Genomic DNA, 24,381 nt, shown 5'->3' on the forward strand with positions numbered 1-24,381 from the left:
CCGCCACTCCACAGCACCGCAGTATTTGACCCCGTTCAGGGGGCGTGCGAGCATGTGCCGTCCCCGTCCCCGCACCACCGAGGTCCCATGTCGTCCGCGCCGTCACGTCCCACGTCCCTGGGGGCGCAGCTCGCCCGCCGCAAGCCGATCGAGCAGCTGCAGGCCGAAGCCTCCCGTGGTGTGAACGGTGAACCGCTCCGTCGGTCGCTCGGCGTCTGGCAGCTGACGATGATCAGCGTCGGGGCCACGCTCGGAACCGGCATCCTGGTCGTCCTCGGCACCGCGGTCCCGCTCGCCGGTCCCGCCGTCTGGATCTCGTTCGTCGTCGCGGGGATCGCCGCGCTGCTGTCCGCGCTGTCCTACGCCGAGATGGCGGGCGCCGTCCCGACGTCGGGGTCCAGCTACTCGTACACGTACGCCACGATGGGCGAGGGCATCGCCTGGATCTGCGGCTGGTGCCTCGTGCTCGAGTACGCCGTCTCGGTGGCCGCGGTCGCGGTGGGTGCGAGCGAGTACGTCGACGAGACCCTCCGCGTGTTCGGCCTGCACCTGCCCACCGCACTCTCCGCTCCCCCGGTCGACGGCGGCGTGGTCAACCTGCCCGCGGCGGTCCTGGTCCTGCTCGCCACCGTCGTGCTGCTGCCCGGTGCCCGCGAGAGCGCCTGGGTGAACACGGTCATGGTCATCGTCAAGATCGCCCTGCTGGTCTTCTTCGTCGTCGTGGCGTTCACGGCGTTCCGGGCGCAGAACTTCGAGCCGCTGGCCCCGATGGGCGCCGCCGGGGTCACCGCCGCCGCGTCACGGCTGTTCTTCTCGTACATCGGCTTCGACGCCGCCTCGACCGCCGGTGAAGAAGCCAAGAACCCCCGCCGTGACCTGCCCCGGGCGATCATCGGCTCGATCGCGCTCATCACGGCGCTGTACATCCTCGTCGCGATCGCCGCCGTCGGGGCCCGCTCGTGGACGGCGTTCTCGTCGTCCGAAGCGTCACTCGTCCGCATCGTCGTCGACGTCACGGGGCAGCCGCTCGTCGCCCTGGTGTTCTCGATCGGCGCCGTCGTCGCGATCGCGAGCGTCGTCCTCACCGTCCTGTACGGCCAGACCCGCATCCTGCTCACGATGTCCCGCGACGGCCTGGTACCGAAGGTCTTCGGGCGGGTCTCACGTCGCACCGGCACCCCGATCGCGAACACGCTCATCATCGGGATCGCCGTGACGATCGTCGCCGCGCTCGTGCCCCTCGGTGAGCTCGCCGACGCGACGAGCATCGGCACCCTCGTCGCCTTCGCCCTGGTGAACGTGTCCGTCATCGTGCTTCGCCGCTCGCAGCCCGACCTGGAGCGCTCGTACCGGGTGCCGCTGTTCCCCGTCGTGCCGATCCTCGGCACCCTGAGCTGCGTGCTGCTCGCGGTGTTTCTCGGCGCCACCACCTGGATCGCCTTCGGCATCTGGATGGCCGCCGGCGCCCTGCTCTACCTGGCCTACGGCCGCCGCCACAGCACGCTGCGCTGACGCGCGGCCGCGGCACCGCGCCGCGCCCGCCCCGCGACGATCTCACGCGCTCACCGACACCTCACGCGCGCCGTCCCCCGTGAGCTGTCGCTGAGCGCGTGAACTCGCGACGCGGTTCCTCGTCCACAGCGGCCACATGGAGACCACCTCGTCCACAGATGCCCTGTCGGGACACCGTCGGCGGCCGCCGACGACGAGCATCACGGCATGAACGAGAGCACCCACCGCCCGCACCTGCTCCGTGCCACCGCACAGGACCCGACCAACGCGAGACTCCTGCAACGCCGGCACGCCTCGGGGTCGTTGGTCCGCCTGCTCGCGGGCGTGTACATCGTGACCGAGGAGTGGGACGCGCTGAGCTCCGTCGGCCAGCACCTCGCCCGTGCACGGGCCATCGCGCCACGGCTGCGTCCCGGCTCGGTGTTCTCCCACGTCACCGCCGCGCTGATCCACGGCTGGCCACTGGTCGGGGACGCACCGGATCGGGTCCACGCGGTCGACCCAGCTGTCTCGGTCATCCAGCACCGAGCCGGTCTCATCCGACACCCGACTGGTCCGATCCCGCGGACCGCTGCCACAGCGTTCGACGGCGTACCGGTCACGGCGCCCCTGGACACCGCGACGGCGCTCATCACGACAGGGTCGCCCCACGTCGCCGCCGTGGCCGTCGATGCGGGCATCCGTCAGGGGGTGCTCACGCTGGACGACCTCCGCGGCGTGGTCCCCGTCCGTCCTGCACGCGGCTCGGTGCACGCCGAGACGGTCCTCTCGGCTCTCGATGCACGGCACGAGTCCGTCGGCGAATCGTTCGCCGCGATCCGGTTCGTGCAAGTCGGGCTCCCGTCGTGCGAGCCGCAGGTCGAGTTCCGGCACCGCGACGGCACGGTCGACCGCGTCGACTTCTGGTTCCCGTCGCTCGGCGTCGTCGTCGAGTTCGACGGCCGGCAGAAGTACGTCGATCCGTCGATGCTGCAGGGGCGCGATCCCGCGGACGTCCTCTGGGCCGAGAAACGTCGTGAGGACCGGCTCCGCGCGCTCCCCGCAGTCAGGGCCGTCATCCGCGTGACCTGGTGGCACCTCGTCGAGCCCGACCGCCTCCTTGCGCTCTTCCGCTCGCACGGCGTCCTCATCTGAGCTGTACGAGCCCACGCGCTGACCGACACTTCACGGACCGGAGCATGCGTGAAGTGTCGTTCAGCGCGAAACGTCGCCGGGACGTCGTCGGTCGCCGCCCCGTGCAGCGCCCCGCACACGACGAAGGCCGCCGCCCCGAGGGGCAGCGGCCTTCGTGACCGGAACGGTCGAGACTACGCGAGCTCGATCGTGGCGCCAGCGGCCTCGAGGGTCGCCTTCGCCTTGTCGGCGGTCTCCTTGTTCGCACCCTCGAGGATCTTGGCGTCGGCGGTCTCGACGAGCGCCTTGGCCTCACCGAGGCCGAGCGACGTCAGGCCACGGACCTCCTTGATGACCTGGATCTTCTTGTCACCAGCGGACTTGAGGATGACGTCGAACTCGGTCTTCTCCTCAGCGGCCTCGGCCGGAGCAGCTGCGCCGGCGGGGGCGGCAGCGGCGACCGGGGCGGCCGCGGTGACCTCGAAGACCTCTTCGAACTTCTTCACGAAGTCCGAGAGCTCGATGAGCGTGAGCTCCTTGAAGGCCTCGATGAGCTCGTCCTGCGAAAGCTTCGCCATGATTTTCTCCTACTACTAGCTAGTACGTGTGGTTGATGAACGCGAGCCTGATCAGGCCGCGGACTCCTGCTTCTCGCGAAGGGCGTCCACGGTGCGGACGGCCTGCGAGAGGGGTGCCTGGAACAGGTACGCAGCACCGAACAGCGAGGCCTTGAGTGCGCCGGCGAGCTTGCCGAGCAGCACTTCACGGGACTCGAGGTCGGCGAGCTTGTCCACCTCGGTCGCGGTGAGCGGGTTACCGTCGAAGTAACCGCCCTTCACCACGAGCTCGGGGTTCGCCTTGGCGAATGCACGCAGCGACTTCGCGACGGCGACGGTGTCACCGTGGACGAAGGCGAGAGCGGACGGACCGGCGAGCTCGTCGTCGAACGACGAGATGCCGGCGTTGTTCGCCGCGATCTTGGTCAGCGTGTTCTTCACCACGGCGTACGTGGCGTGCTCACGGATCGAGTTGCGGAGCTCCTTGAGCTGCGCGACCGTGAGACCGCGGTACTCGGTGAGCAGAACGGCGTTCGAGCTACGGAAGGACTCCGTGAGCTCGGCGACCGCAGCTTCCTTGTTCGCCATGGTTCTCCTTGGGGGTCTTGCCGGCAGCCCCAGGTCCACGAACGAAAAAAGCTCCGGCGCAGAGGCTCGGAGCTGCTCCCCCGAGAACGGGAGGAGTGGTTCGGAACACCTGCGCGGGATGCCTCACGAGTGAGGACCTTCGGTCACGATGTTCACAAACACGTTGCGAGCAGCACGACATCCGGCGGTCTTTGGCTTCGAGAACTGTACCAGACGCCGTGGGCGTCACCAAACACCCCCACTGGAGGCGCGGGGCGGCCCCGCCCCGCGCCTCCCGACCGTCAGTGGGTGCCGTCCACCGCAGCGGGTGTCGCCGACCAGTCCGCGGACCCGGCCGGGTCAGCCGACGACGACGCGACAGCCCCTGCCGCGGCGGCAGCCGCAGCCGGGTCGCGGGGCAGGTGCACCGTGAACACGGTGTCCCCCGGCTCGCTCGTGACCTCGACCCGGCCGCCGTGCGCCTGCACGACCGCGTCCACGATGGCGAGCCCCAGGCCGGTCGACCCGACCGTGCGGGACCGCGAGCTGTCTGCCCGGGCGAAGCGCTCGAACAGCTTCGGCAGGAACTCCGGGTCGATCCCCTGGCCGGTGTCGCGCACGGTGAGGTCCACGCCGCCGTCGACCGGGGCGAGGCCCACCGTGATGCGGGTGCCCTCGGGCGTGTGGGTCCGGGCGTTGGTGACGAGGTTCACGATGACCTGGTGCAGGCGTGCGGCGTCGCCCGTGATGGTCACCGGCTCCGGCGGGACGTCGACCTCGATGGGGTGTTCCGGTGAGGCGGCGTGTGCGTCGTTCACGGCGTCGAGCACCAGCCCGGTCAGGTCGACCTCGGCGAACTGGATCTCGCGGCCTTCGTCGAGCCGGGCCAGGAGCAGCAGGTCCTCCACCATCGAGGTCATCCGGATGGACTCGGACTCGATGCGGCTCATCGCGTAGACCACGTCCTTCGGCAGGTCGCCGCCCATGCGCCGGGTGAGCTCGGCGTACCCGCGCACCGAGGCGAGCGGGGTCCGGAGCTCGTGCGAGGCGTCGGCGACGAACTGCCGCACCTTCTGCTCCGAGCGTTCCCGCGCCTGCATCGCACTGCCGATGTGCCCCAGCATGCGGTTGAACGCGCTGCCGACCCGGCCGACCTCGGTCCGGGGGTCGGTGTCGGGCACGCGGACGCCGTCGAGGGCGTCGCTGCGGTCGAGCGGCATGCGGGCGACGGTGGACGCGGTCTCCGCGACGCGCTCGAGCGGTCGGAGCGACTGCCGGACCACGAACGCGGCGACGACCGAACCGGCGACCAGTGCGGTCGCCACGACGGAGAGGACGACCCCGAAGAGCTTCCAGACGCTGTCGTAGACGGGGGCCATCGGGAGCCCCACGACCAGGACGGCCGGGCCGACGTTGACGGCGGCGAGGCGGTACCGCCCGACGTCCGACCCGAGGTCGATCGTCTCCGGGTCGGCGTCCACCCGGACGGACCCCAGTGCCTCGGCGCTCGTCTGCGGGACCCCGCTCGGGCGGCCGTAGTCGTCGAGCACGTTCGCGATGACGACCTGCCCGTCGACGAAGTACGCGGTCAGGGTACCGGCGGCCTGGCCGGACGGTCGGGACAGGTCGATGCTCGGCTGCCCCGACTGGTTCTGCTGCAGGTACCGCTGCGCCCGGTGGGTGGCGCCGGTGATCTGCTTGTCGATCGCGCTGGTCTGGATCGAGGCGAGCGCGATGATGCTGGCCGCCCCGATCACCGCGCTGACGGCGACGACGAGGGCGACGATGCTCAGGACGAGCCGACGCCGCAGGGTCACGAGGTCGGCTTGATGACGTACCCGACGCCGCGCACCGTGTGGATCATCGGGGTCTCACCGGCGTCGATCTTCTTGCGCAGGTAGGAGATGTAGATCTCGACGACCGACGACTTGCCACCGAAGTCGTAGGACCACACGCGGTCCAGGATCTGCGCCTTCGAGAGCACCCGACGGGGGTTGCGCATCAGGAACCGGAGCAGCTCGAACTCGGTGGCGGTCAGTTCGATCGGCCGGCCGGCGCGGGAGACCTCGTACGACTCCTCGTCGAGCACCAGGTCGCCGACGACGATGCGGGAGTCGCCGGCCTCGGAGATCGAGATCTGCGAGCGGCGGATGAGCCCGCGCAGGCGCGCCACGACCTCCTCGAGGGAGAACGGCTTGGTGACGTAGTCGTCGCCGCCAGCGGTGAGCCCGGTCACGCGGTCCTCGACGGAGTCCTTCGCGGTGAGGAACAGCACCGGGGTGTCGTCGTTGTTCTGCCGCAGCCGGCTGAGCACCTGCAGGCCGTCGAGGTCCGGCATCATCACGTCGAGCACCATCGCGTCGGGCTTGAACTCCCGCGCGGTCGTCAGGGCGTCCTGCCCGCCGTTCGCGCTCTTGACGTCCCAGCCCTCGTAGCGGAGCGCCATGGACAACAGGTCGGTGAGGCTGGCTTCGTCGTCGACGACCAGGATGCGCAACGGGGTTCCGTCGGCACGCGTGAGGCGCGGGGCTGCTGCGGGCTGGGAGATGGTCACGTCTTCGAGTATCGAGAAGTTCCTATGAGTCGTCTGTGGCACGGCCCAGTGCGTTCTGTGGATCGAGGACACGTCCCCATCTACCGCTCCGTACGTTGGGAGCATGTTGCGATCTGCAGCCTGGCCCCCGTCGGCCCGGCACCTGGACACCGAGCGGATCGAACGGACGACCGGGAGGCCCGGCTCGTCACCGACGGAGCGCCTCGCGGTCGCGCGGGCGGTCGCCGTCACCACCCCACCCCTGTCCGCCGGTGCGGCCGGCGGGTTCTTCGGCACGCTCGCCGCGGTCGCCGCGGCGGACGTCGCCACCGCCCGCACCGTCGAACCGCACCTGGACGCGCTCGGGATCCTGGCACAGGCCGGGGTCGACGCCCCGGACGGCTCGACCTGGGGCGTCTTCGCCGCCGAGGGGCCGGGCCTCCGGCTCGACGCAGCGCCGCAGCACGACGGCACGGTCCTGCTGCACGGCACGAAGCCGTGGTGCTCGCTCGCCTCGACGCTCTCGCACGCCCTGGTCACCGCACACCTGGGCGACGAGCGGGTCCTCGTCGCCGTGGACCTGCGACAGCCCGGGGTCACCGTGCACGACGACGCCTGGGTCGCACGCGGCATGCCGGACGTGCCGAGCGGACCGGTCGACTTCGACGGCGTCCTGGCACGACCCGTCGGCACTCCCGGTTGGTACCTGCGCCGTCCGGGCTTCGCCTGGGGTGGCATCGGCGTCGCGGCCTGCTGGTGGGGCGGTGCGGTCGGGCTCGCCCGGGTGCTGCGTGACACCGCGTCGGCGCACCCGGAGTCCGAGCTGCTGCAGGCCGCCCTCGGAGCCACCGTGGCCGACCTCGCCGACGCCGAGGACGCCCTCGCCGACGCCGCCGCCCGGATCGACGGGTCCGACCCGGGTTCCGACGACACCGACTGGCGGCTGCTCGCCCAGACCGTCCGGTCGCGGGTGCGCCGTTCGGTCGACGCCGTGCGCGAGCGGGTGGTCGCCACGATCGGCCCGGCTCCGCTGACCGCCGACCCCGCCGTCGCCGCGCGGGTCGCCGACCTCGAGCTCTACGTCCTGCAGGACCACGGCGCCCGCGACCTCGCCCGCATCGGCCGGATGGTGCTCGAGCGCGGCGGCGTGGCGTGGTGAGCTTCGACCACCGCGAGCCGGGCACCGACCCGGCGGCGTGGACGGGGTTCCTCGACGGCCTGGACGCACCGGCGATCGACCTCGCCGGTACCGGATCGGTGGTGGTCGTCGCACCCCACCCCGACGACGAGACACTCGGCGCCGGTGGGCTGATCGCGGCCGCTGCAGAGGCCGGCGTCCCCGTGCACGTACTGCTCCTCACCCGCGGCGAGCGCTCCCACCCGGACTCCCCCACGACGACCCCGGAAGCACTCGCCGCCGCCCGTGACGACGAGTTCGTGGCGGCCCTGAGCGCCCTGCGCCCCGACGTGACGTCGGCCTCGGTGGGGATCCCGGACGGCGCGACCCGCGAACACCGAGACCGTGTCGTCGACGCCCTCGACACCGTGCTCGCAGGCGCCGCCCGCCCCGTGCTGCTCGTCGCGCCGTGGCGAGGGGACGGGCACCGCGACCACCGCATCGCCGGCGAGGTCGCCGAGGCCGCCGCGGCGAGCGCCCCCGACGTCGACCTGCTCGCGTACCCGATCTGGGCCTGGCACTGGGACGACCCGGACCACTCGGTCGCCCCGTGGGACGACGTTCGGGCACTGTCGCTGCCCGACGACCTCGTCGCCCGGAAGCGTGCCGCCCTCGTCGCCTACCCGTCGCAGACCCGGCCCCTCTCGCCCGCGCCGGGAGACGAGGCGATCGTCGACGACCGGCACGCCGCCCACCACCTCCGGACGACGGAGTGGTTCTTCGCGCCGGGTCCGGCCCCGTCGCGGTCTCGCGAGTCGTTCGACGCCCACTACGACCGGAAGCCCGAGGGGTGGGACTTCGACGGGTCCTGGTACGAGCAGCGCAAGCGGGCCGTGACGCTGGCGGCGCTCCCCCGCCCGCGCTACCGGTCGGCGCTCGAGCTCGGCTGTGCGACCGGCGTCCTGACCGCCGCCCTCGCCGAACGCGCGGACGCCGTGCTCGGCACCGACATCTCGGCGGCGCCGCTGGAGCGAGCCGCCCGCCGCGCCCCGGCAGCGCGGTTCGTGCAGGCGGCCCTGCCGTCGGAGTGGCCGGACGGTCGCTGGGACCTGGTGGTGATGTCCGAGGTCGGGTACTACCTGTCGCCCGCAGACCTCGACGCGACGATCGACCGTGTGCTCGGATCGCTCGACGACGACGGCGTGCTCGTGGCCTGCCACTGGCGGCACCCCGACGACGAGGCCGTGTCGAGCGGTGACGCGGTGGACGCGCGGCTGACCGAACGGTGGCCGCGTCCCGCCCTGCTCCGACACGTGGAGGAGGACTTCGTCCTGAGCGTCCTGCCCGGCCCGGCGGTCACCTCGGTGGCCCGGACCGAGGGGATCATCCGGTGAGCCGACCGGAACCGCGTGCACGCGTCGACGTCGTCGTCCCCGCGCACGACGAGGCGGACCGGATCGCCGCGTGCCTCGACGCGCTCCTGGTGGCCGTCGACCGGCTCGCCGCGGAGCGACCCGGAGTCGACGCCGCCGTCACGGTGGTGCTCGACGGCTGCACGGACGGCACCGCTTCGGTGGTCGAGCGGTACCCGGTCGACGTCCTGACCACGGACCGTGTCGGGGTCGGTCGGGCACGGACCATCGGGGCGACGCACGCGCTCCGGACGCACGACGGCGACCCGGCGACCCGGTGGCTCGCCCACACCGACGCCGATTCCCGGGTGCACGAACGGTGGCTCGTCCAGCAGTCCGACGCCTTGGCGTCCGGTGCGCAGGTGCTCGTCGGCGCCGTCGTCCCCGACCCGGACGACCTGGCGCCCGCGGTGCTCGACCGGTGGACGCGGGCGCACCCGCCCGGTGCTGCCCTCGGCCACGTGCACGGCGCGAACCTCGGCGTGCTCGCCGCGGCGTACGTCAGCCTCGGCGGGTTCGACCCCGTACCCGAGCACGAGGACGCACGGCTGGTGGCCCGGGCGCGGGCGCTGGGCCTCCGGGTGGACGCCACCGTCGACCTGCCGGTGGTGACGAGCGGGCGTTTCGCCGGCCGGACCCCCGGCGGGTACGCGGAGCACCTGCGCCAGCGGTACGGCGACGTCGGCTGATGCGGCCTTGGTCGCTTCATAGGTGAGCGATGGGTCGGTCATCGACAGCGTGCCTAGGTTCTCCTCCGTCGGCCCCGCCGCGTGCTCTGCGCGGCCGGTGACCCAGCCGGCCACCACCGAGGAGAACCATGTTCCTGACCTACCTCAGGCGCGAACTCACGAACCGCAAGAAGCAGACGGTCATCATCGCGATCGGGATGGCCCTGGCCATCGCCCTCGTGGTGATCGTGTCGTCGATCTCGGGTGGCGTGCAGGCAGCGCAGTCGAGCGTCCTGCAGTCCGTCTACGGCGTCGGCACCGACATCACCGTCACCAAGACCGCGACGGCGTCGACGAACGGCGGGCGTCCGAGCTTCGACTTCGGCAGCCAGGGCGACAGCGACGACGACGGCGGTTCGACCGACCTGTCGCAGTCGCGGCTCGCGGTCGCGCGCGGCACGAGCACCCTGGACGCCGCGAACGTGTCCACGATCACGAGCACCGACGGCGTCAAGGCCGCGACGGGTGTGCTGACCCTCGAGAACAGCACGTTCTCCGGCCAGGTCCAGCAGCAGTCGACCGACGACAGCAGCACGGACAGCAGCAGCGACTCCGGCGGCGACAGCACGACCCAGCAGGGCCCGCCGAGCGGGGACACCGGCGGTGGCGGCGGGTTCGGCGGTGGGTCGTTCAGCGTCGACTCGTTCACGGTGACCGGCATCCCGGTGTCCGGCGCGGCGGTCGGTCCGCTCACGAGCACCGAACTCACGAAGGGGCGCACCTTCGCCGCGAAGGACGCGGGCAAGGACGTCGTCGTGCTCGATGCGTCGTACGCGAAGAGCGAGTCCGAGGCGGTCGGCGACACCGTCGACATCGGCGGCACCGACTTCACCGTCATCGGCATCGTCAGCTCCACCGGCTCGGCCTCGACCACGGGCTCGAACACCTACATCCCGCTCGACACCGCGCAGGCGCTGGCCGACCTCGATGGCAAGGTCACGTCGATCTACGTCTCCGCGGAGTCCTCCTCCGCGGTCAGCACGATCAAGTCCGCACTGCAGGCGAAGCTGACGAGCGCCACCGTCTCCACCGAGGCCGACCTGGCCTCGAGCGTGTCCGGGTCGCTCAGCACCGCGTCGAGCCTGGTCTCGAACCTCGGCAAGTGGCTGTCGATCGTCGTGCTCGCCGCGGCGTTCCTCATCGCGATCCTCTTCACGATCTCCGGCGTGACCCGCCGCACCCGCGAGTTCGGGACCCTCAAGGCGATCGGCTGGTCGAACGGCCGCATCACCCGACAGGTGGCCGGTGAGTCCCTGGTGCAGGGCCTGATCGGCGGCGTGCTCGGCGCCGCGGCCGGCCTGATCGGCATCCTCGTCGTGAACGTCATCAGTCCGACGATCTCGGCGAGCGCCTCGAGCACGACCGGCGGGGGCGCCGGTGGCGGTGGTGGCATGCCCGGAGGCGCAGCGACCGCGGCCGCGGGCAGCGGCACGACGGGTGGCGCACCGGCCGGAGGCTTCGGCGGTGGCGCGAGCACCGCGTCGACGACCGACGTGGTCCTGCACGCCCCGGTGACCGTCGAGATCATCCTGCTGGCCATCGGCCTGGCGATCCTCGGCGGCCTCATCGCCGGCGCGCTCGGCGGCTGGCGCGCGAGCCGGCTCCGTCCGGCCGAGGCGCTCCGGAGCGTCGCCTGATGCCCGGCCGCACCGACACGACCGAACCGACGACAGGAGCAACCGTGACCAGCACCGACACCGCGACCGGCGAGGCGGAGGCGAGCCGCGCCTCCAGTCCGATGTACCGGCTGACGAACGTGAGCAAGACCTACGAGCAGAAGAACCGGACCGTCACCGCCCTGACGAACGTCCACCTGGCGATCCCGCAGGGGCAACTCGTGGCCGTCCAGGGGCCGACCGGCGGCGGGAAGTCGACGCTGCTGCAGATGCTCGGAGCACTCGACCGGCCGAGTGCCGGCTCGATCCACCTCGGTGGCGACCGCGACGTGGCGAAGCTCGGCGACGGCGCGCTGACCGACCTGCGGGCGACCGAGATCGGCTTCGTGTTCCAGAGCTTCAACCTGATCCCGACGCTGACCGCTCTCGAGAACGTCGAGACGGCGTTCGCGGGGTCGCTCGCGAACCGGCCCCGGAGTGAGGTCCGCGAGCGTGCGGTCGCTGCCCTCCGCGAGGTCGGACTGGGCGAGCGGATGGAGCACCTGCCGGCCGAGCTGTCCGGCGGACAGCAGCAGCGCGTGGCGATCGCCCGGGCGCTGGTGAAGAACCCGAGCGTGCTGCTCGCCGACGAGCCGACGGGTGCGCTCGACGAGTCGACCCGCGACGAGATCATGGCGCTCATCGAGAAGCAGTGGCGGGAGCGCGGACTGACCGTCGTCATCGTCACGCACGACTCGTGGGTCGCGAAGCGTGCCGAGCGGCGCCTGCACATCAAGCAGGGGCAGGTCCGCGAGGTCTAGCTGAGGCGGGCGGCGGGCGGGGCGTCCTCCCGCGTTTCGCGCTGAGCGACAGTCCACGCGTCCGGCGGCGCGTGGACTGTCGCTCAGCGCGTGAGGACGCCGCAGGCCCCGGCGCTGGCGCCGGCGCCGGCGCCGGCCGCTACCGGGCCACCGGGTAGTCGCAGTACGCGAACCACGACGAGTCGGAGGCCCACGGCGGCACGTTGACCGTCCCCTGCCCGCCGTCGAGTGCCACCAGGGTCTCGGGCTGGACCGCGATCCGTGCGCCGCGGACGAGCGAACCCGGCAGCAGCCGGAGCTCGACCCGGTGGTCGGCCGGGTGGCCCTGCACGCCGGGTTCGTACGACAGGTAGAGCAGGTGTGCACCGTCCGGCGACAGGTGCGGGAACCAGTTCACCCGGTCGTCGTTCGTCAGGCGGACCGGGCCGTCGTGCCCGGGCCAGCGCACGGCCAGCTGCGCGGTGCCGGGGGTGAACCGCTCCGTGTTCCAGAGCAGGATCCCGCCGGCCGGACTGATGGTGCAGCCGTCGTCGGGGTGCTCGTCCCGCGTGACGAACGTCGGCTCGCCGGTCTCCGGGTCGACCATCGCGACGTCGGTCGTCCAGACGCCGTCCTCGGACAGCTCCCCCACGATCGCGGCGAGGGCGCTGCCGTCGGGGGCGATGCCGTGCAGGTAGAACTTCCGCTTGGTGGGCAGGACGGACGCGACGTCGGTGATCCGGGTCGCGGCGCCGCCCTCGGGCAGCGGGACGCGGTAGAGCTCGCCGTCACGGGCGCTCACCACGACGGAGCTGCCGGACGGGTCGAGCACGTGGTCGTTGTTGATCTCGTCGACGCCGTCCATCGGCACCGGCACGAGCGCGGTCTCGTCGAGGACGGTGCCACTGTCGGCCGACGGCAGCCGCAGCAGCCACAGGTCGCCGTCGCCGTTGAGCACCAGGGTCTCGGCGTCCAGCACGTTCGGCGCCTCCACGAGCACCGTGGCCGACTCGAACACGAGCCGCGAGGTGCGGGACTCGACGTCGTACACGTGCACGCGGCTGGTCTGTCCGGGCAGCAGCTGCCGCCCTCGGGTCTCGTCGCTCATGCTTCCATCCTGTCGGTCGTCGGTTCGTCGGGTGGGGAACGGCAAGACACCGGTGTTCACGCTGCGCACCGCGTCATGCGGGGGCGTCGAGCGCGAACACCGGTGTCTTGCGGAAGGGGGCCTTGCGGAAGGGGGCGACCTTCTACTTCACGGCACCCGCGGTCAGGCCGGCGACGAACTGGCGCTGGACCACGAGGAACGCTGCCACGACCGGGATCGACACGACGAGCGACGCCGCCATGACCTGGTTCCAGTACACGTTCGTCTGCGTCGAGTACTGCTGCAGACCGACCGCCAGGGTCGAACCGAGGCCGTTCGTCATGACCGAGGCGAAGAGGACCTCACCCCAGGCCGTCATGAACGAGTAGATCCCGACCGCCACCAGACCCGGGCGGGCCGACGGCAGGATGACCCGGAACAGGGCACCCATCGGACCCGAACCGTCGACCATCGCGGCCTCGTCGAGCTCGCGCGGGATGGTCTCGAAGTACCCGGCCAGCATCCAGATCGAGAACGGCAGCGTGAACGTCAGGTAGGTGATGATCAGGCCGAGCCACGACCCGACGAGCTGGATGCCCAGGGTGTTGCCGAGGTTCGTGAAGATCAGGAACAGCGGCAGCAGGAACAGCACGCCGGGGAACATCTGCGTGGAGAGCACCGCGGTGGTGAAGGTGCTCTTGCCCTTGAAGTTCCAGCGCGAGACACCGTAGGCGGCGAACGTCGCGATGATCAGCGAGAACACCGTCGCCACCGTGCAGACGACGAGCGAGTTGATGAAGTACCGGCCGAGCGGCACCGTCGACCACATGTCGATGAACGGCTGGAAGGTGATCCTCGACGGGATCCACGTGAAGTTGTCCTGCACGTCGCCGAGGGGCTTGATGGCCGTGGTGATCATCACGTAGAGCGGCACGACCGTGAACAGCGTCAGGACGACCAGGGTGATGATCTTGAAGGACTTGGCGCCAGTTGTCTCACGCACGGACGGACCTCCGGTTGGTCACGGCGAGGTAGATGCCGGTGACGACGAGCAGGAAGAGCAGGAGCAGGACGCTCATCGCGGCACCGGAACCGAAGTTCCAGGTGATGAACGACGCGTTGTAGATGTGGAAGCTCAGCAGGTCAGCGGCGGGCGGCTGGGCGGTCGAGCCGAACAGCACGAACGGCGTGTTGAAGTCGTTGAACGTCCACAGGAACATCACGAGCACGAGCGTCACGTTGACCGGGCGGACCATCGGCAGCGTGATCGAGCGCCACTGGCGGAACGGCTTGGCGCCGTCGACCGAGGCGGCCTCGTACACGTCGTTCGGGACGGACTGCAGACCGGCCATGAGCATCAGGAACGCGAACGGCCAGGTCTTCCAGATCGCCACGACGACGACGGCGACGAAGGCGTTGTTGCCGATGAGCCAGAACGGAGCGTCCCCGCCGAACAGCCCGAGTTGGTCGACGAGCAGGTGGTTCAGGGCCCCCGAGTCACGCTGGAACATGAACTTCCAGGTGATGACGCCGGCGTACATCGGCAGCGCGTAGGGCACGAGGAACAGGGTGCGGAAGAGCCCGCGTCCGGCGAACGGCTTCTGCAGCGCGACGGCTGCGGCCATGCCGAAGGTCCAGGAGAGCCCGACCACGAGGACCGTGAAGGCGCACGTGATGAGGAACGAGTTGAGGACCCCGCGGCCGATCGCCTGGTCGAAGTCGACGACGACCTGGTAGTTCCGGAACCCGGCGAAGGGCGCGGCACCCCAGTTCGCGATGAAGTACTTGGTGAGCTGGATGAACGAGATCCAGATGCCGGTGAGCATCGGGACGATGTGGATGAGCAGCTCGAACAGGATGGCCGGCGCGACGAGCGCGTAGGGCAGCCAGTGGGTCTTGCGCTTGCGACCTGGCGGACGGCCCGACATCGTCGGGCCCTTCGTGTGCGTCAGGTCGATGCGCTCCGAGTCGGGCAGGACCGTCGTGGACATCTGGTGGGGCCTTTCGGCAGGAGGGGCGTGCAGGTGCGGTCCGCGCGGGCCGTGGCAGCGGCCGGGAGGCGCGGGGTGCGTGGGGCGTGCGCCTCACGGCCGACGGGTGGTCGGCCCTGGGGCGTGCGCCTCACGGCCGACGGGTGGTCGGCCCTGGAACGTCAGGGGCGGAGGCCCGGGCGCGTCCGGCGGACGCGACCCGGGCCTCCTGGGTGGATCAACCGGCGGCCTGGGACACCTGGTCCTGGGCGGTCTGCAGCGCCGACTTGATGTCGGCCTCGGAGACCTTGGAACCGGTCGCGATCTTGGCGAACATGTCGTTCATCGCCTTGCCGACCGTGGACTCGAACTGGTCCTCGGCGGGCACCAGCGGGAGCGGCTTCGCCTTGTTGTTGTAGATGTCGAGGAACGTCTTCGTCTGCTCGTCCGTGACGGAGTCAGCAGCCTCGGCGAGCACCGGCAGGGCCGAGTACGGCTTGTCCAGCGTCGTCTGCGTGTCCATGCTCGTCATGTACTTGACGAACTTGAGCGCGCCGTCCTTGTTCTTCGTGTTCTTGAAGACGGACAGGTTGATGCCGGCCGGGAACGACGCGATCTGCTCGCCACCGCTGGGGGCGGGCAGTGCCACGACGCCGTACTCGGACGACTTCATGCCGAGGGACTCGATGGTCGCGTTCGCGTTGTTCTGGTTGAGGATGAACGCGGCCTTCTTCTTCGCGAAGTCCGTGGTGGACTGCGTCGCGTTGTCGTACTGCGCGTTCGACGGGTTCGCGACCTTCGAGTCCTGCATGAGGTCGAGGTAGCGCTTGATGCCGTCGACGTTGGCCTTCGAGGTGAAGGTCGGCTTGCCGTCCTCGTCGAACCACTCGCCACCGTTCTGCGCCGAGTTGATGAACGCGAAGTGCGAGTTCTCGGTGTACGAACCGCCCGCGAGGCTGAAGCCGTAGGTGTCACCCTTGGTCAGCTTCTCGGCGGCCGAGACCATCTCCTCCCACGTGGTGGGCGGGGTGATGCCGGCGTCCGACAGCATCTGCTTGTTGTAGTACAGGCCGTAGGCGAGGCCGTAGAGCGGGACGCTCGTGACCGTCTTGTCGGGCGCGCCACCGGTGGACAGGGCGACCTTGCCGAACTTGTCCTCGCCGCCGATCGCCTTCATCTCGGCGTCACCGAACTCCTGGAAGGCGCCGGTGGCCTGGAGCGAGGTCGCCCAGGTGTTGCCGATGTTGACGACGTCCGGGCCCTGGCCCGAGGTGACGGCGGTCTGGATCTTGTTCTGCAGGTCGTTCCAGCCGATGACCTGGAGGTCGACCTTGATCCCGGTCTCCTTGGTGAACTTCTTGAGGACGGGGGTCAGCACCTCCTTGTCGTTCTGCAGGGACGTGCCCTGGTTGGACGCCCAGTAGGTGAGCGTCTTGGAGTCGCCGGAGTCGCCGGACGATCCGGAGGAGCAGGCTGCGAGGCCGGACACGGTGAGTGCGGCGGCCGCGGTGATGGCCAGTGCGCGGATGGCAGTGCGCATGACTCTCTACTTTCTCGTCGTTGAGATGGTGCAGGGGATGGTGCAGAGGTGGAGCTGGTGCTGCGGATGGTGCTGGTCGGGTGCTGCTGTGTGTTGCGGGCAGCCCCCTGGCGGTCAGGCCAGGGTGCGTTCCGCGGGGTCCCAACCCTCGGGGAGGGTCGGGGAGGGCGACACGGTGCTCTCGACGAGCACCGCCTCGCCACGTTCTGCCGCCTCGGCGATGGAGACCATCACGTCGAGGACGTGGAAGGCGAGCGCACCGGGGACGCGGTTCTCGTCGCCGGCCCGCAGCGAGCGGGCCAGGTCGACCACGCCGGTGCCGCGCGAGTAGGTGGAGCCGACCGCGGGGATCGTCTCGGGCTCTTCGGAACCGAGGGCGTACAGCTCGGTGTCGCCGTCGAAGTTGTTCGGATCGGGGAACACGACGGTGCCGGTCTCGCCCGCGATCTCGACGAAGCCGGTGCGGCCACGGTCGGACTCGAACGAGAAGACACTCTGCGCGCTCCCGCCGTTCTCGAACTCGATCAGCGCGGAGTGGTTCGTCGGGACGTCCACCGGGAACTCGGTGCCGGCCTTCGGCCCGGAGCCGATGGTGCGGGTGGCGCGGGACTTCGATGACGTCGCCGTGACCTTCTTCACCGGTCCGAACGTCTGGACGAGGGTGGTGATGTAGTACGGGCCGATGTCGAACAGCGGACCGGCGCCGTACGCGAAGAGGAACTCCGGGCTCGGGTGCCACGACTCGGGGCCGGGGCTCTGGAAGAGCGTCAGGCCGTTCAGGGGCGTGCCGATGCGGCCGTCGCGGATGGTGCGGAGCGCGGTCTGCAGGCCGGCGCCGAGGAACGTGTCCGGGGCGACGCTGACGGTCTTGCCGGCGGTGGCCGCGGCGTCGCGGAGCTCCGCGGCGCTGGCACGGTCGAGGGCGTAGGGCTTCTCGCCCCAGACGTGCTTGCCCGCGGCCAGGGCCTGCAGCGCGACCTCGACGTGAGCGGCCGGGATCGTCAGGTTCACGACGATCTCGATGTCGTCGTCGGCCAGGAGCTCCTCGACGGTGCCCGATCCGGGGACGCCCCACTTCTCGGCCTGGGCGGCGGCGCGTGGCAGGTCGATGTCGGCGATGAAGCGGACCGTCACGTCGGGGAAGACGGTGAGGTTCGACAGGTACTGGTCCGAGATGACCCCGGCGCCGATGACGCCGACGCCGACGGGGCCGGTGCGCGTGGCGCTGTCGGTTGCCGTTGCAGCAGCGGTCGTGGTGTCGGTCATGCGCGGGCCCCCTCGAGGAACGTGTAGGAGTCGGCGACGGCCTGGAAGACGTCACCCTCGTGGTCGTCGAGCTCGACGACGTGCAGTGCGTCGGGCGCGGCGGCGATGATGTCGCGGATCGGCATGATGCCGTTGCCGACGGCGACCTGCTGCTTGTCGTCGTGCGAGCCGTCGCCGTCCTTGACGTGCAGGAACTGGACCTTGTCGCCGTACTTGCCGATGACCGCGACCGGGTCGTCCCCGCCGACCTGCACCCAGTAGGTGTCGAGCTCGAGCACGACGTCGTCGGACAGGGCGTCGGCGAAGACCTCGTAGGCGCTGACGCCGTCGATGCGGTTCGAGAACTCGAACGCGTGGTTGTGGTAGCCGAGCACCAGCCCGTGGTCGGCGGCGCGGGGGGCGAGGGCGCTGAGTTCGCGGGCGATCGCCTCGACGTCCTCGCGGGTGGTCCAGCGGGACTCGTCGATGTGCGGGTCGATGAGGGTCCCGAGGCCGAGGGTGGTGGAGGCGTGGAAGATGCGCTCGAGGTCCTGCTCGCCGGCGTCCAGCAGACGGGCGTGGCCGCTCGGGGCGGCGAGGCCGGCGTCGCGGAGGGCGGCGGCGAGTTCGTCGGCGTTGTCGACGAAGCCGAAGGCCTCGACGTTCGTGTAGCCGATGTCGGCGATGCGCTGCAGGGTACCGGGCAGATCGGCACTGAGGGCATCGCGGACCGTGTAGAGCTGGACCGAGAGCGGTTGGGTCACCAGGGGTTCTCCTCGTCGAGATGGTGCGGTCGTCACTGACCGATCGTCACACTACGAGCACTTTTGTCGGCGGTCAAGCAGAAGTCCGAGGAATGTCGACGGACTTCATTGCGTGGCGCGAACGATGTGTGCTTCACTCCCCACATGGTCGACTTGAACCGGACGGCAGCGTCGCCTCCGGTCGGGACGAGCGAGCTCTTCCAGATCCTCCGCGACGGCGTGCCGCGCACCAGGGCCGAGCTCGCCGCACTGACAGGACTCGCACGCTCCACCATCGGCGTGCGCCTCGACTCCCTGATCGACATCGGGCTGGTCGGCGCCGTCGACACCGCCGTCTCCACCGGCGGCCGTCCGCCCGCCCAGGTGGCCCTGAAGCCCCGTGCCCGGCTCGTGATCGCCGCCGACCTCGGCGCCTCGCACGGTCGCGTCGCCGTCACCGACCTGGTCGCGGCACCGCTCGCGACCCGCGAGGCCCGGATCGACATCGCCGCCGGTCCGGTGCCGACGCTGTCCTGGCTCGTCGAGACGATCGACGACCTGCTCGCCGAGGTCGGGCGCAGCCGGCAGGACGTCATCGCGATCGGGATCGGCGTCCCCGGGCCGGTCGAGTTCTCCACCGGCCGCCCGGCCAACCCGCCGATCATGCCCGGCTGGGACGGCTTCGACGTGCCCTCGTGGCTCCGTCAGCACATCGCCGCCCACGTGCTCCTCGACAACGACGTCAACATCGCGGCCCTCGGTGAGCGGGAGCACGGCTGGCCGGACGTCGACCACCTGCTGTTCGTGAAGGTCGCCACCGGCATCGGATCCGGCATCGTCTCCGAGGGCCGGCTGCAGCGCGGCGCCCAGGGCACCGCGGGTGACATCGGACACGTGCGGGTCTCCCGCGCCGGGGACGTCCCCTGCCACTGCGGCAACACCGGCTGCCTCGAGGCCGTGGCCTCCGGTCCGGCCATCGCCCGCGCACTCCGCGCGAAGGGGCACGACGTGCACACCGGTGCGGACGTGATCGACCTGGTGAACCGGTCGGACCTCGACGCGATCTACGCCGTCCGACAGGCCGGTCGGGACATCGGCGAGGTCCTGGCGACCTGCATCTCGCTCATCAACCCGTCCGTCATCGCACTCGGCGGATCGATCACGCAGGCCGGTGAGCACCTGCTCGCCGGCGTCCGCGAGGTCGTCTACTCCCGTTCGATGCCCCTGGCCAGTGAGCACCTCGTCATCGTGCAGTCCCGCGCCGGATCCCTCGCCGCGCTGCAGGGAGCTGCGGCCCTCGCCATCGGCTACGCCCTCTCCCCCGTCGGGGTCGACGAGCTGGTCGCCTTCGCCGAGGGTCGCGAACTGGTCTCCTGACGCACACCGCCGGCCGTGTGAGCGCGTCGGTTTCGGTCTTGCCGGTGGTCGGGGGGACAATCGTCGGGTGACGATCGTGCAGCCCACCCTGTGGGGCGACCTGGACCCCGGTCTGGAGGCCCTTCCCGGGTCGTCCGCGCCGGTCCCGGCTGCGCGTGATGCGTTCACCGCCCTGCGCGGCCACACCGAGCGCATCGTCGCGCACTCCTCGGACCGCGTCGCCTGGCTCCGCGCCCGCGCCATGGGCATCACCGCCACCGACGTCGCCCGGCTCGCCTCGCTGCGCGCCGTCGAGGCCGTCGTCACCGAGAAACGCTACGGCTCCCGGTTCTCCGGCAACGCGTTCACCGAGCACGGCAAGGACCGCGAACCGGTCATCGCCGCCTGGGTGGCCGCCACCCACGGCATCCAGCCCTCGGCGCACCTGTTCCACGCCGCCGCGAACCGCGCCCACCTCGCCACCCCGGACGGCGTCGGGGTCGACGAGTCGTCCCGCGTGGTGCTCGCCGAGATCAAGACCACCGGCAAGGCCTGGCGGAGCATCCCCCGGCACTACCTCCGGCAGATCTGGTGGCAGCAGTACGTGCTCGGTGCCGACCGCACCCTGTTCGTCTGGGAACGCCACGACGGGTTCGTGCCGGTCGCCGACGAGCCCGAGTGCCGCTGGGTCGACCGCGACGACGACCAGATCCGCGGGCTCGTCCAGCTCGCCGATCTGGTGCTCGACAAGCTCCGCGGCTTCCGCTCCTAGACAGTCCGCTGGACCGCCACCAGTTAGACCTTCACCAGTCGCAGCCGGCTCATCCCCACGACGAGGATGCCGAGCAGCGTGATCGAGACCGCGATGCCGACGACGTAGATCGCGACGACGCCGTAGCCCTGCGCCGGGTCGAGGAACGGGTACGGCACCCACCCGTCGGTCGCACCGCGGACGAGCACCACGGTGGTCCAGACCGCCGGGTAGAGCAGGAACCACCACACGTGGCGGAGCAGCAGCCGTGCGCGATCCGAGAACAGCAGCCAGTCGAGCACCGCGTACACCGGGATGATCTTGTGCACGATGTCGTTCGACCACGACACCGAGGCCGACACGTTCGCGCCCGTGAGCAGTGTGTTGTAGACGATGCCGGTCGTCGCGATGTACACCGTCGCGGCACCACGGAGCACCGAGACGGCGAGGTCCGCCCGCTTGCGACGGGCCGCGGCCACGAGCGTCACCGCGAGGGCCACGGCGACGATCAGGTTCGACTGGATCGTGAAGTAGCCGAAGAAGTTCCAGAACGAGTAGGTCGGGGTCTGCGAGCTCTCGAGCCACTGCGCCACGACCGCGACGACGATGGCGATGACGGCGATCAGTCGGAGCGAGTTCACGAGGGTGCGCACGGTTCCACGGTAACGGGACACGACCCCGACGTGCAGGAAGGGCCCGCACCGTTGCCGGTGCGGGCCCTTCCACGAGTCAGGGGACTCAGATGCTGTTGACGTCCAGCGGGATGGCACTGGGAGAACGCAGTGCCGAAGGTCGTCAGATGCTGTTGACGTCCAGCGGGATGCCGGGGCCGAAGGTCGTCGAGACGGCGCCCTTCATGACGTAACGGCCCTTCGAGGACGACGGCTTGAGGCGGTTGATCTCCTCGAGCGCGGTCGAGATGTTCTCGTCGAGCTGCTCCGGCGTGAACGAGGCCTTGCCGACGACGAAGTGCACGTTGGCGTGCTTGTCGACGCGGAACTCGATCTTGCCGCCCTTGATGTCGTTGACGGCCTGCGCCACGTTCGGGGTCACGGTGCCGGTCTTCGGGTTCGGCATGAGGCCACGCGGGCCGAGCACCTTACCGAGACGACCGACCTTGCCCATGAGCTCCGGGGTCGAGACGGCGGAGTCGAAGGAGGTGTAACCCTCGGCGACCTTCGCGATGAGCTCGTCGCCACCGACCTCGTCGGCGCCGGCGGCGATGGCGGCTTCAGCAGCCGCACCCGTCGCGAAGACGATGACGCGGGCGGTCTTGCCCGTGCCGTGCGGCAGGATGACCGTGCCGCGGACCATCTGGTCGGCCTTGCGGGGGTCGACGCCGAGCTTCAGCGCGACCTCGACGGTGGAGTCGGTCTTCGAGGAACCGGTCTCCTTGGCCAGGGCGACGGCCTCGGTCGGGGTGTAGAACTTGTCGGCCTCGATCTTCGCGGCCGCGGCCTGGTAGGCCTTGGACTTCTTCGCCATGGTGGTCTCCTTGCGAGATACGTGGTTGGCGAGCCGGCGAGGCTCTCCCACGGAAAGGTGTCTGGTGGTGGGCCGAAGCCCGATCGGTGCTTAGGCCTCGACCGTGATGCCCATCGAGCGTGCGGTGCCGGCGATGATCTTCGCGGCCTGCTCGATGTCGTTGGCGTTCAGGTCGGCCTGCTTGGTCTCGGCGATCTGACGGACCTGGTCCATCGAGATCTTCGCGACCTTGACCGTGTGCGGGGTCGAGGACCCCTTCTGCACACCAGCAGCCTTCTTGATGAGTTCGGCGGCCGGCGGGGTCTTGAGGACGAACGTGAACGAACGGTCCTCGTAGACGGTGATCTCGACCGGCACGACGTTGCCACGCTGCGACTCGGTCGCCGCGTTGTACGCCTTGCAGAACTCCATGATGTTGACGCCGTGCTGACCGAGCGCCGGACCGATCGGGGGGGCCGGGTTGGCGGCTCCCGCGTTGATCTGCAGCTTGATCAGGCCCGTGACCTTCTTCTTCGGTGCCATGACTTGTCTTCCTCCTGGAATCGAACACACGGGGATCCGTGCACTCTCCCGCTGGTCCGGCCGTTCCGGACAGCGGTGAAGGCCCGCTCGCACGAGGCGCGCGGGCCCAAACCCGTTCAGTGTAGTCGATCTCGGTGATCGCTACAGCTTGGTGGTCGCTAGAGCTTCGTGACCTGGTCGAAGCTGAGCTCGACCGGGGTCTCGCGCTCGAACAGCGAGACGAGGACGGTGAGCTTGCCGCTCTCCGGCTTGATCTCGGAGATCGAACCCGGCAGGCCCGCGAACGAGCCTTCCTTGATGGTGATCGTCTCGCCGATCTCGAAGTCGACCTCGGCTGCGGGCTGTGCCTGCAAGCCGCTGCCCTTCGCGCCACCCTTGGTCGGGGCGGCCTCGGCGACCTGCACGAGGGACTTGAGCATGCCGAACGCCTCGTCGAAACGGAGCGGGGTCGGGTTGTGCGCGTTGCCGACGAAGCCGGTGACGCCCGGGGTGTGCCGGACGACGGACCACGAGTCCTCGTTGAGGTCCATGCGGACGAGCACGTACGAGGGGATCCGGACGCGGGTGACCAGCTTGCGCTGCCCGTTCTTGATCTCGACGACGTCCTCCATCGGGACCTCGACCTGGTAGATGTAGTCCTCCATCGACATCGAGACCATGCGGTTCTCGATGTTCGACTTCACGCGGCGCTCGAAGCCCGCGTAGGAGTGGATGACGTACCACTTGCCCGGCTTCATCCGCAGCTCGGCCTTGAAGGCCTCGTACGGGTCGACCTCGGCGGGCTCGTCGTCCTCGTCCTCGGCGTCGAGTGCCTCGTCGGCGGCGAGGGTCTCGTTCGCCTCGGCGGCGGTCTCGGACTCGAGCTCGACTTCTTCCTCGTCCTCGACGGCCTCGACGGCGGCCTCGGCCTCGTCGGCGGAGTCGATCTCGAGGGCGTCGTCCACGACGGCGTCGGCCTCGGGGTCGCGGGCTTCCTGCAGGGCCGTCAGTGCTTCGTCGAGGCCGGCGTCGACGGTGCCGTCGTCGGGCTCGGAGCTGAGGCCGAGGGACTCGTCGTCGTCGCCCTCGATCGAGATCGCACGCTCTTCAGCGGACTCGACGGAGCGTCCTTCGCCGGTCTCGACGTCGCCTTCCTGGTTCTCCTCGACCTCGGAGGACTGCTCGGCAGCCGTCGCGAGGTCGATGTCATCGCGGGAGTTGTCAGACACAGTCGATTCTTTCCGTTCGGTGGTTCGGGTCGGGGTGGCGTTCGTTCATGGTCACGAGCGACGCCGTCACGATCGACGCCGTCTCGGGCGACCGTACTCCTCGAAAACGACCGCACACGGCAGTCGACGTCGGGGTCAGGCCGTGGGCCCGTTGCCGAAGACGTACCCGACGCCGAGACCGAACACGAAGTCGAGGATCGACACCAGGATCATCATGACGACGACGAACACGAGCACGACGCCCGTGTAGCTGAAGAGTTCCTTGCGGGTCGGCGTCACGACCTTGCGCAGTTCGCCGATCACCTGGCGGATGAAGAGCACGATGGCAGCGATGGGCCCGCGGCGCTCGGCCCGGTCCTGCTTCGCCTTGGCGACGACGTCGTCCGCCGTCGTCTCCATGTCTTTGCTCGCCAACTTCTACCCTTCCAGAGTTGCAGGGCGGACAGGACTCGAACCTGCAACCTGCGGTTTTGGAGACCGCTGCTCTACCAATTGAGCCACCGCCCTTCGCAACACGGTTCGTCACCGATCCGCGTTCCG

24 protein-coding genes and 1 tRNA gene are annotated in these 24,381 nt (G+C 70.1%); 9 read left to right on the forward strand and 16 right to left on the reverse strand.

Annotated elements, in window-relative coordinates:
• Positions 1 to 87: 87 nt before the first annotated feature.
• The gene (locus DEI85_RS11870; RefSeq protein WP_111123278.1) at positions 88 to 1,512 is read left to right on the forward strand and encodes an amino acid permease; all 1,425 of its coding nucleotides are present in this window, start codon (positions 88 to 90) and stop codon (positions 1,510 to 1,512) included.
• 207 nt (positions 1,513 to 1,719) lie between these two features.
• Positions 1,720 to 2,646, forward strand: a complete 927-nt coding sequence (locus DEI85_RS11875) for a hypothetical protein (RefSeq protein WP_111123277.1) — start codon at positions 1,720 to 1,722, stop codon at positions 2,644 to 2,646.
• Between the two features lie 173 nt (positions 2,647 to 2,819).
• On the opposite strand, the gene rplL is transcribed toward DEI85_RS11875, so the two are convergent.
• From rplL to DEI85_RS11895, 4 genes are all read right to left on the reverse strand, one after another.
• The gene (rplL, locus tag DEI85_RS11880; RefSeq protein WP_027466380.1) at positions 2,820 to 3,203 is read right to left on the reverse strand and encodes a 50S ribosomal protein L7/L12; all 384 of its coding nucleotides are present in this window, start codon (positions 3,201 to 3,203) and stop codon (positions 2,820 to 2,822) included.
• A 51-nt stretch (positions 3,204 to 3,254) separates the two neighbouring features.
• Entirely contained in the window at positions 3,255 to 3,770 is a 516-nt protein-coding gene (rplJ, locus tag DEI85_RS11885) for a 50S ribosomal protein L10 (RefSeq protein WP_017888663.1), read from the reverse strand.
• 281 nt (positions 3,771 to 4,051) lie between these two features.
• A complete protein-coding gene (locus DEI85_RS11890) occupies positions 4,052 to 5,566 on the reverse strand; it encodes a sensor histidine kinase (RefSeq protein WP_181420112.1) in 1,515 nt (504 codons plus the stop codon).
• The gene (locus DEI85_RS11895) at positions 5,563 to 6,303 is read right to left on the reverse strand and encodes a response regulator transcription factor (RefSeq protein WP_110861513.1); all 741 of its coding nucleotides are present in this window, start codon (positions 6,301 to 6,303) and stop codon (positions 5,563 to 5,565) included. Before DEI85_RS11895 ends, DEI85_RS11890 begins: the two co-directional genes overlap by 4 nt.
• A gap of 103 nt (positions 6,304 to 6,406) precedes the next feature.
• Here DEI85_RS11895 and DEI85_RS11900 point away from each other — a divergent pair, with 103 nt between their 5' ends.
• The 5 genes from DEI85_RS11900 (at position 6,407) to DEI85_RS11920 (ending at position 11,955) form a co-directional block, all read left to right on the forward strand.
• Complete coding sequence (locus tag DEI85_RS11900; protein ID WP_110861515.1) at positions 6,407 to 7,441, forward strand: acyl-CoA dehydrogenase family protein; 1,035 nt, start codon at positions 6,407 to 6,409, stop codon at positions 7,439 to 7,441.
• The gene (locus DEI85_RS11905; RefSeq protein ID WP_258376304.1) at positions 7,438 to 8,793 is read left to right on the forward strand and encodes a PIG-L family deacetylase; all 1,356 of its coding nucleotides are present in this window, start codon (positions 7,438 to 7,440) and stop codon (positions 8,791 to 8,793) included. The genes DEI85_RS11900 and DEI85_RS11905 overlap by 4 nt, the downstream gene beginning before the upstream one ends.
• Positions 8,790 to 9,500, forward strand: coding sequence for a glycosyltransferase family 2 protein (locus tag DEI85_RS11910; protein WP_181436323.1), 711 nt, complete (start codon positions 8,790 to 8,792; stop codon positions 9,498 to 9,500). Before DEI85_RS11905 ends, DEI85_RS11910 begins: the two co-directional genes overlap by 4 nt.
• A gap of 128 nt (positions 9,501 to 9,628) precedes the next feature.
• The gene (locus DEI85_RS11915; protein ID WP_111123274.1) at positions 9,629 to 11,176 is read left to right on the forward strand and encodes an ABC transporter permease; all 1,548 of its coding nucleotides are present in this window, start codon (positions 9,629 to 9,631) and stop codon (positions 11,174 to 11,176) included.
• 101 nt (positions 11,177 to 11,277) lie between these two features.
• Positions 11,278 to 11,955 (forward strand): ABC transporter ATP-binding protein, encoded by a 678-nt coding sequence (locus tag DEI85_RS11920; protein WP_110861620.1) that lies wholly within the window; start codon positions 11,278 to 11,280, stop codon positions 11,953 to 11,955.
• 139 nt (positions 11,956 to 12,094) lie between these two features.
• Here the strand turns inward: DEI85_RS11920 and DEI85_RS11925 are convergent, their stop codons facing one another.
• The 6 genes from DEI85_RS11925 to DEI85_RS11950 all read right to left on the reverse strand — a co-directional run bounded on the left by DEI85_RS11925 (position 12,095) and on the right by DEI85_RS11950 (position 18,540).
• Positions 12,095 to 13,042, reverse strand: coding sequence for a TolB family protein (locus DEI85_RS11925; protein ID WP_111123273.1), 948 nt, complete (start codon positions 13,040 to 13,042; stop codon positions 12,095 to 12,097).
• A 142-nt stretch (positions 13,043 to 13,184) separates the two neighbouring features.
• Positions 13,185 to 14,024: a carbohydrate ABC transporter permease gene (locus DEI85_RS11930; RefSeq protein ID WP_017888647.1), complete on the reverse strand. Its 840-nt coding sequence runs from the start codon at positions 14,022 to 14,024 to the stop codon at positions 13,185 to 13,187.
• Positions 14,017 to 15,012 (reverse strand): carbohydrate ABC transporter permease, encoded by a 996-nt coding sequence (locus DEI85_RS11935; protein ID WP_111090322.1) that lies wholly within the window; start codon positions 15,010 to 15,012, stop codon positions 14,017 to 14,019. Before DEI85_RS11935 ends, DEI85_RS11930 begins: the two co-directional genes overlap by 8 nt.
• A gap of 217 nt (positions 15,013 to 15,229) precedes the next feature.
• A complete protein-coding gene (locus tag DEI85_RS11940) occupies positions 15,230 to 16,531 on the reverse strand; it encodes an ABC transporter substrate-binding protein (protein ID WP_110861527.1) in 1,302 nt (433 codons plus the stop codon).
• 114 nt (positions 16,532 to 16,645) lie between these two features.
• On the reverse strand, positions 16,646 to 17,797 hold the full coding sequence (locus tag DEI85_RS11945) for a Gfo/Idh/MocA family protein (RefSeq protein ID WP_111090321.1): 1,152 nt from the start codon (positions 17,795 to 17,797) through the stop codon (positions 16,646 to 16,648).
• On the reverse strand, positions 17,794 to 18,540 hold the full coding sequence (locus tag DEI85_RS11950) for a sugar phosphate isomerase/epimerase family protein (protein WP_111123272.1): 747 nt from the start codon (positions 18,538 to 18,540) through the stop codon (positions 17,794 to 17,796). The genes DEI85_RS11945 and DEI85_RS11950 overlap by 4 nt, the downstream gene beginning before the upstream one ends.
• 144 nt (positions 18,541 to 18,684) lie before the next feature.
• Between DEI85_RS11950 and DEI85_RS11955 the strand changes: the two genes are divergently transcribed.
• Both DEI85_RS11955 and DEI85_RS11960 read left to right on the forward strand, forming a co-directional pair.
• Positions 18,685 to 19,896, forward strand: coding sequence for an ROK family transcriptional regulator (locus DEI85_RS11955; protein WP_110861531.1), 1,212 nt, complete (start codon positions 18,685 to 18,687; stop codon positions 19,894 to 19,896).
• 67 nt (positions 19,897 to 19,963) lie between these two features.
• Positions 19,964 to 20,647 (forward strand): YqaJ viral recombinase family protein, encoded by a 684-nt coding sequence (locus tag DEI85_RS11960; protein ID WP_110861533.1) that lies wholly within the window; start codon positions 19,964 to 19,966, stop codon positions 20,645 to 20,647.
• 23 nt (positions 20,648 to 20,670) lie between these two features.
• Here DEI85_RS11960 and DEI85_RS11965 read toward each other — a convergent pair whose 3' ends face one another.
• From DEI85_RS11965 to DEI85_RS11990, 6 genes are all read right to left on the reverse strand, one after another.
• Complete coding sequence (locus tag DEI85_RS11965) at positions 20,671 to 21,279, reverse strand: Pr6Pr family membrane protein (protein ID WP_111123271.1); 609 nt, start codon at positions 21,277 to 21,279, stop codon at positions 20,671 to 20,673.
• Between the two features lie 142 nt (positions 21,280 to 21,421).
• Positions 21,422 to 22,111, reverse strand: coding sequence for a 50S ribosomal protein L1 (rplA, locus tag DEI85_RS11970; RefSeq protein ID WP_017888639.1), 690 nt, complete (start codon positions 22,109 to 22,111; stop codon positions 21,422 to 21,424).
• 90 nt (positions 22,112 to 22,201) lie between these two features.
• On the reverse strand, positions 22,202 to 22,633 hold the full coding sequence (gene rplK, locus DEI85_RS11975; RefSeq protein WP_017888638.1) for a 50S ribosomal protein L11: 432 nt from the start codon (positions 22,631 to 22,633) through the stop codon (positions 22,202 to 22,204).
• Between the two features lie 158 nt (positions 22,634 to 22,791).
• A complete protein-coding gene (gene nusG, locus DEI85_RS11980; RefSeq protein WP_110861538.1) occupies positions 22,792 to 23,841 on the reverse strand; it encodes a transcription termination/antitermination protein NusG in 1,050 nt (349 codons plus the stop codon).
• Positions 23,842 to 23,976: 135 nt separating this feature from the next.
• Positions 23,977 to 24,240 (reverse strand): preprotein translocase subunit SecE, encoded by a 264-nt coding sequence (gene secE, locus DEI85_RS11985; RefSeq protein WP_371830607.1) that lies wholly within the window; start codon positions 24,238 to 24,240, stop codon positions 23,977 to 23,979.
• 35 nt (positions 24,241 to 24,275) lie between these two features.
• A tRNA-Trp gene (locus DEI85_RS11990) sits at positions 24,276 to 24,348 on the reverse strand.
• Positions 24,349 to 24,381: the final 33 nt, after the last annotated feature.

It is taken from the genome of Curtobacterium sp. MCBD17_026 (assembly GCF_003234895.2).
Classification (GTDB): Bacteria; Actinomycetota; Actinomycetes; order Actinomycetales; family Microbacteriaceae; genus Curtobacterium; species Curtobacterium flaccumfaciens.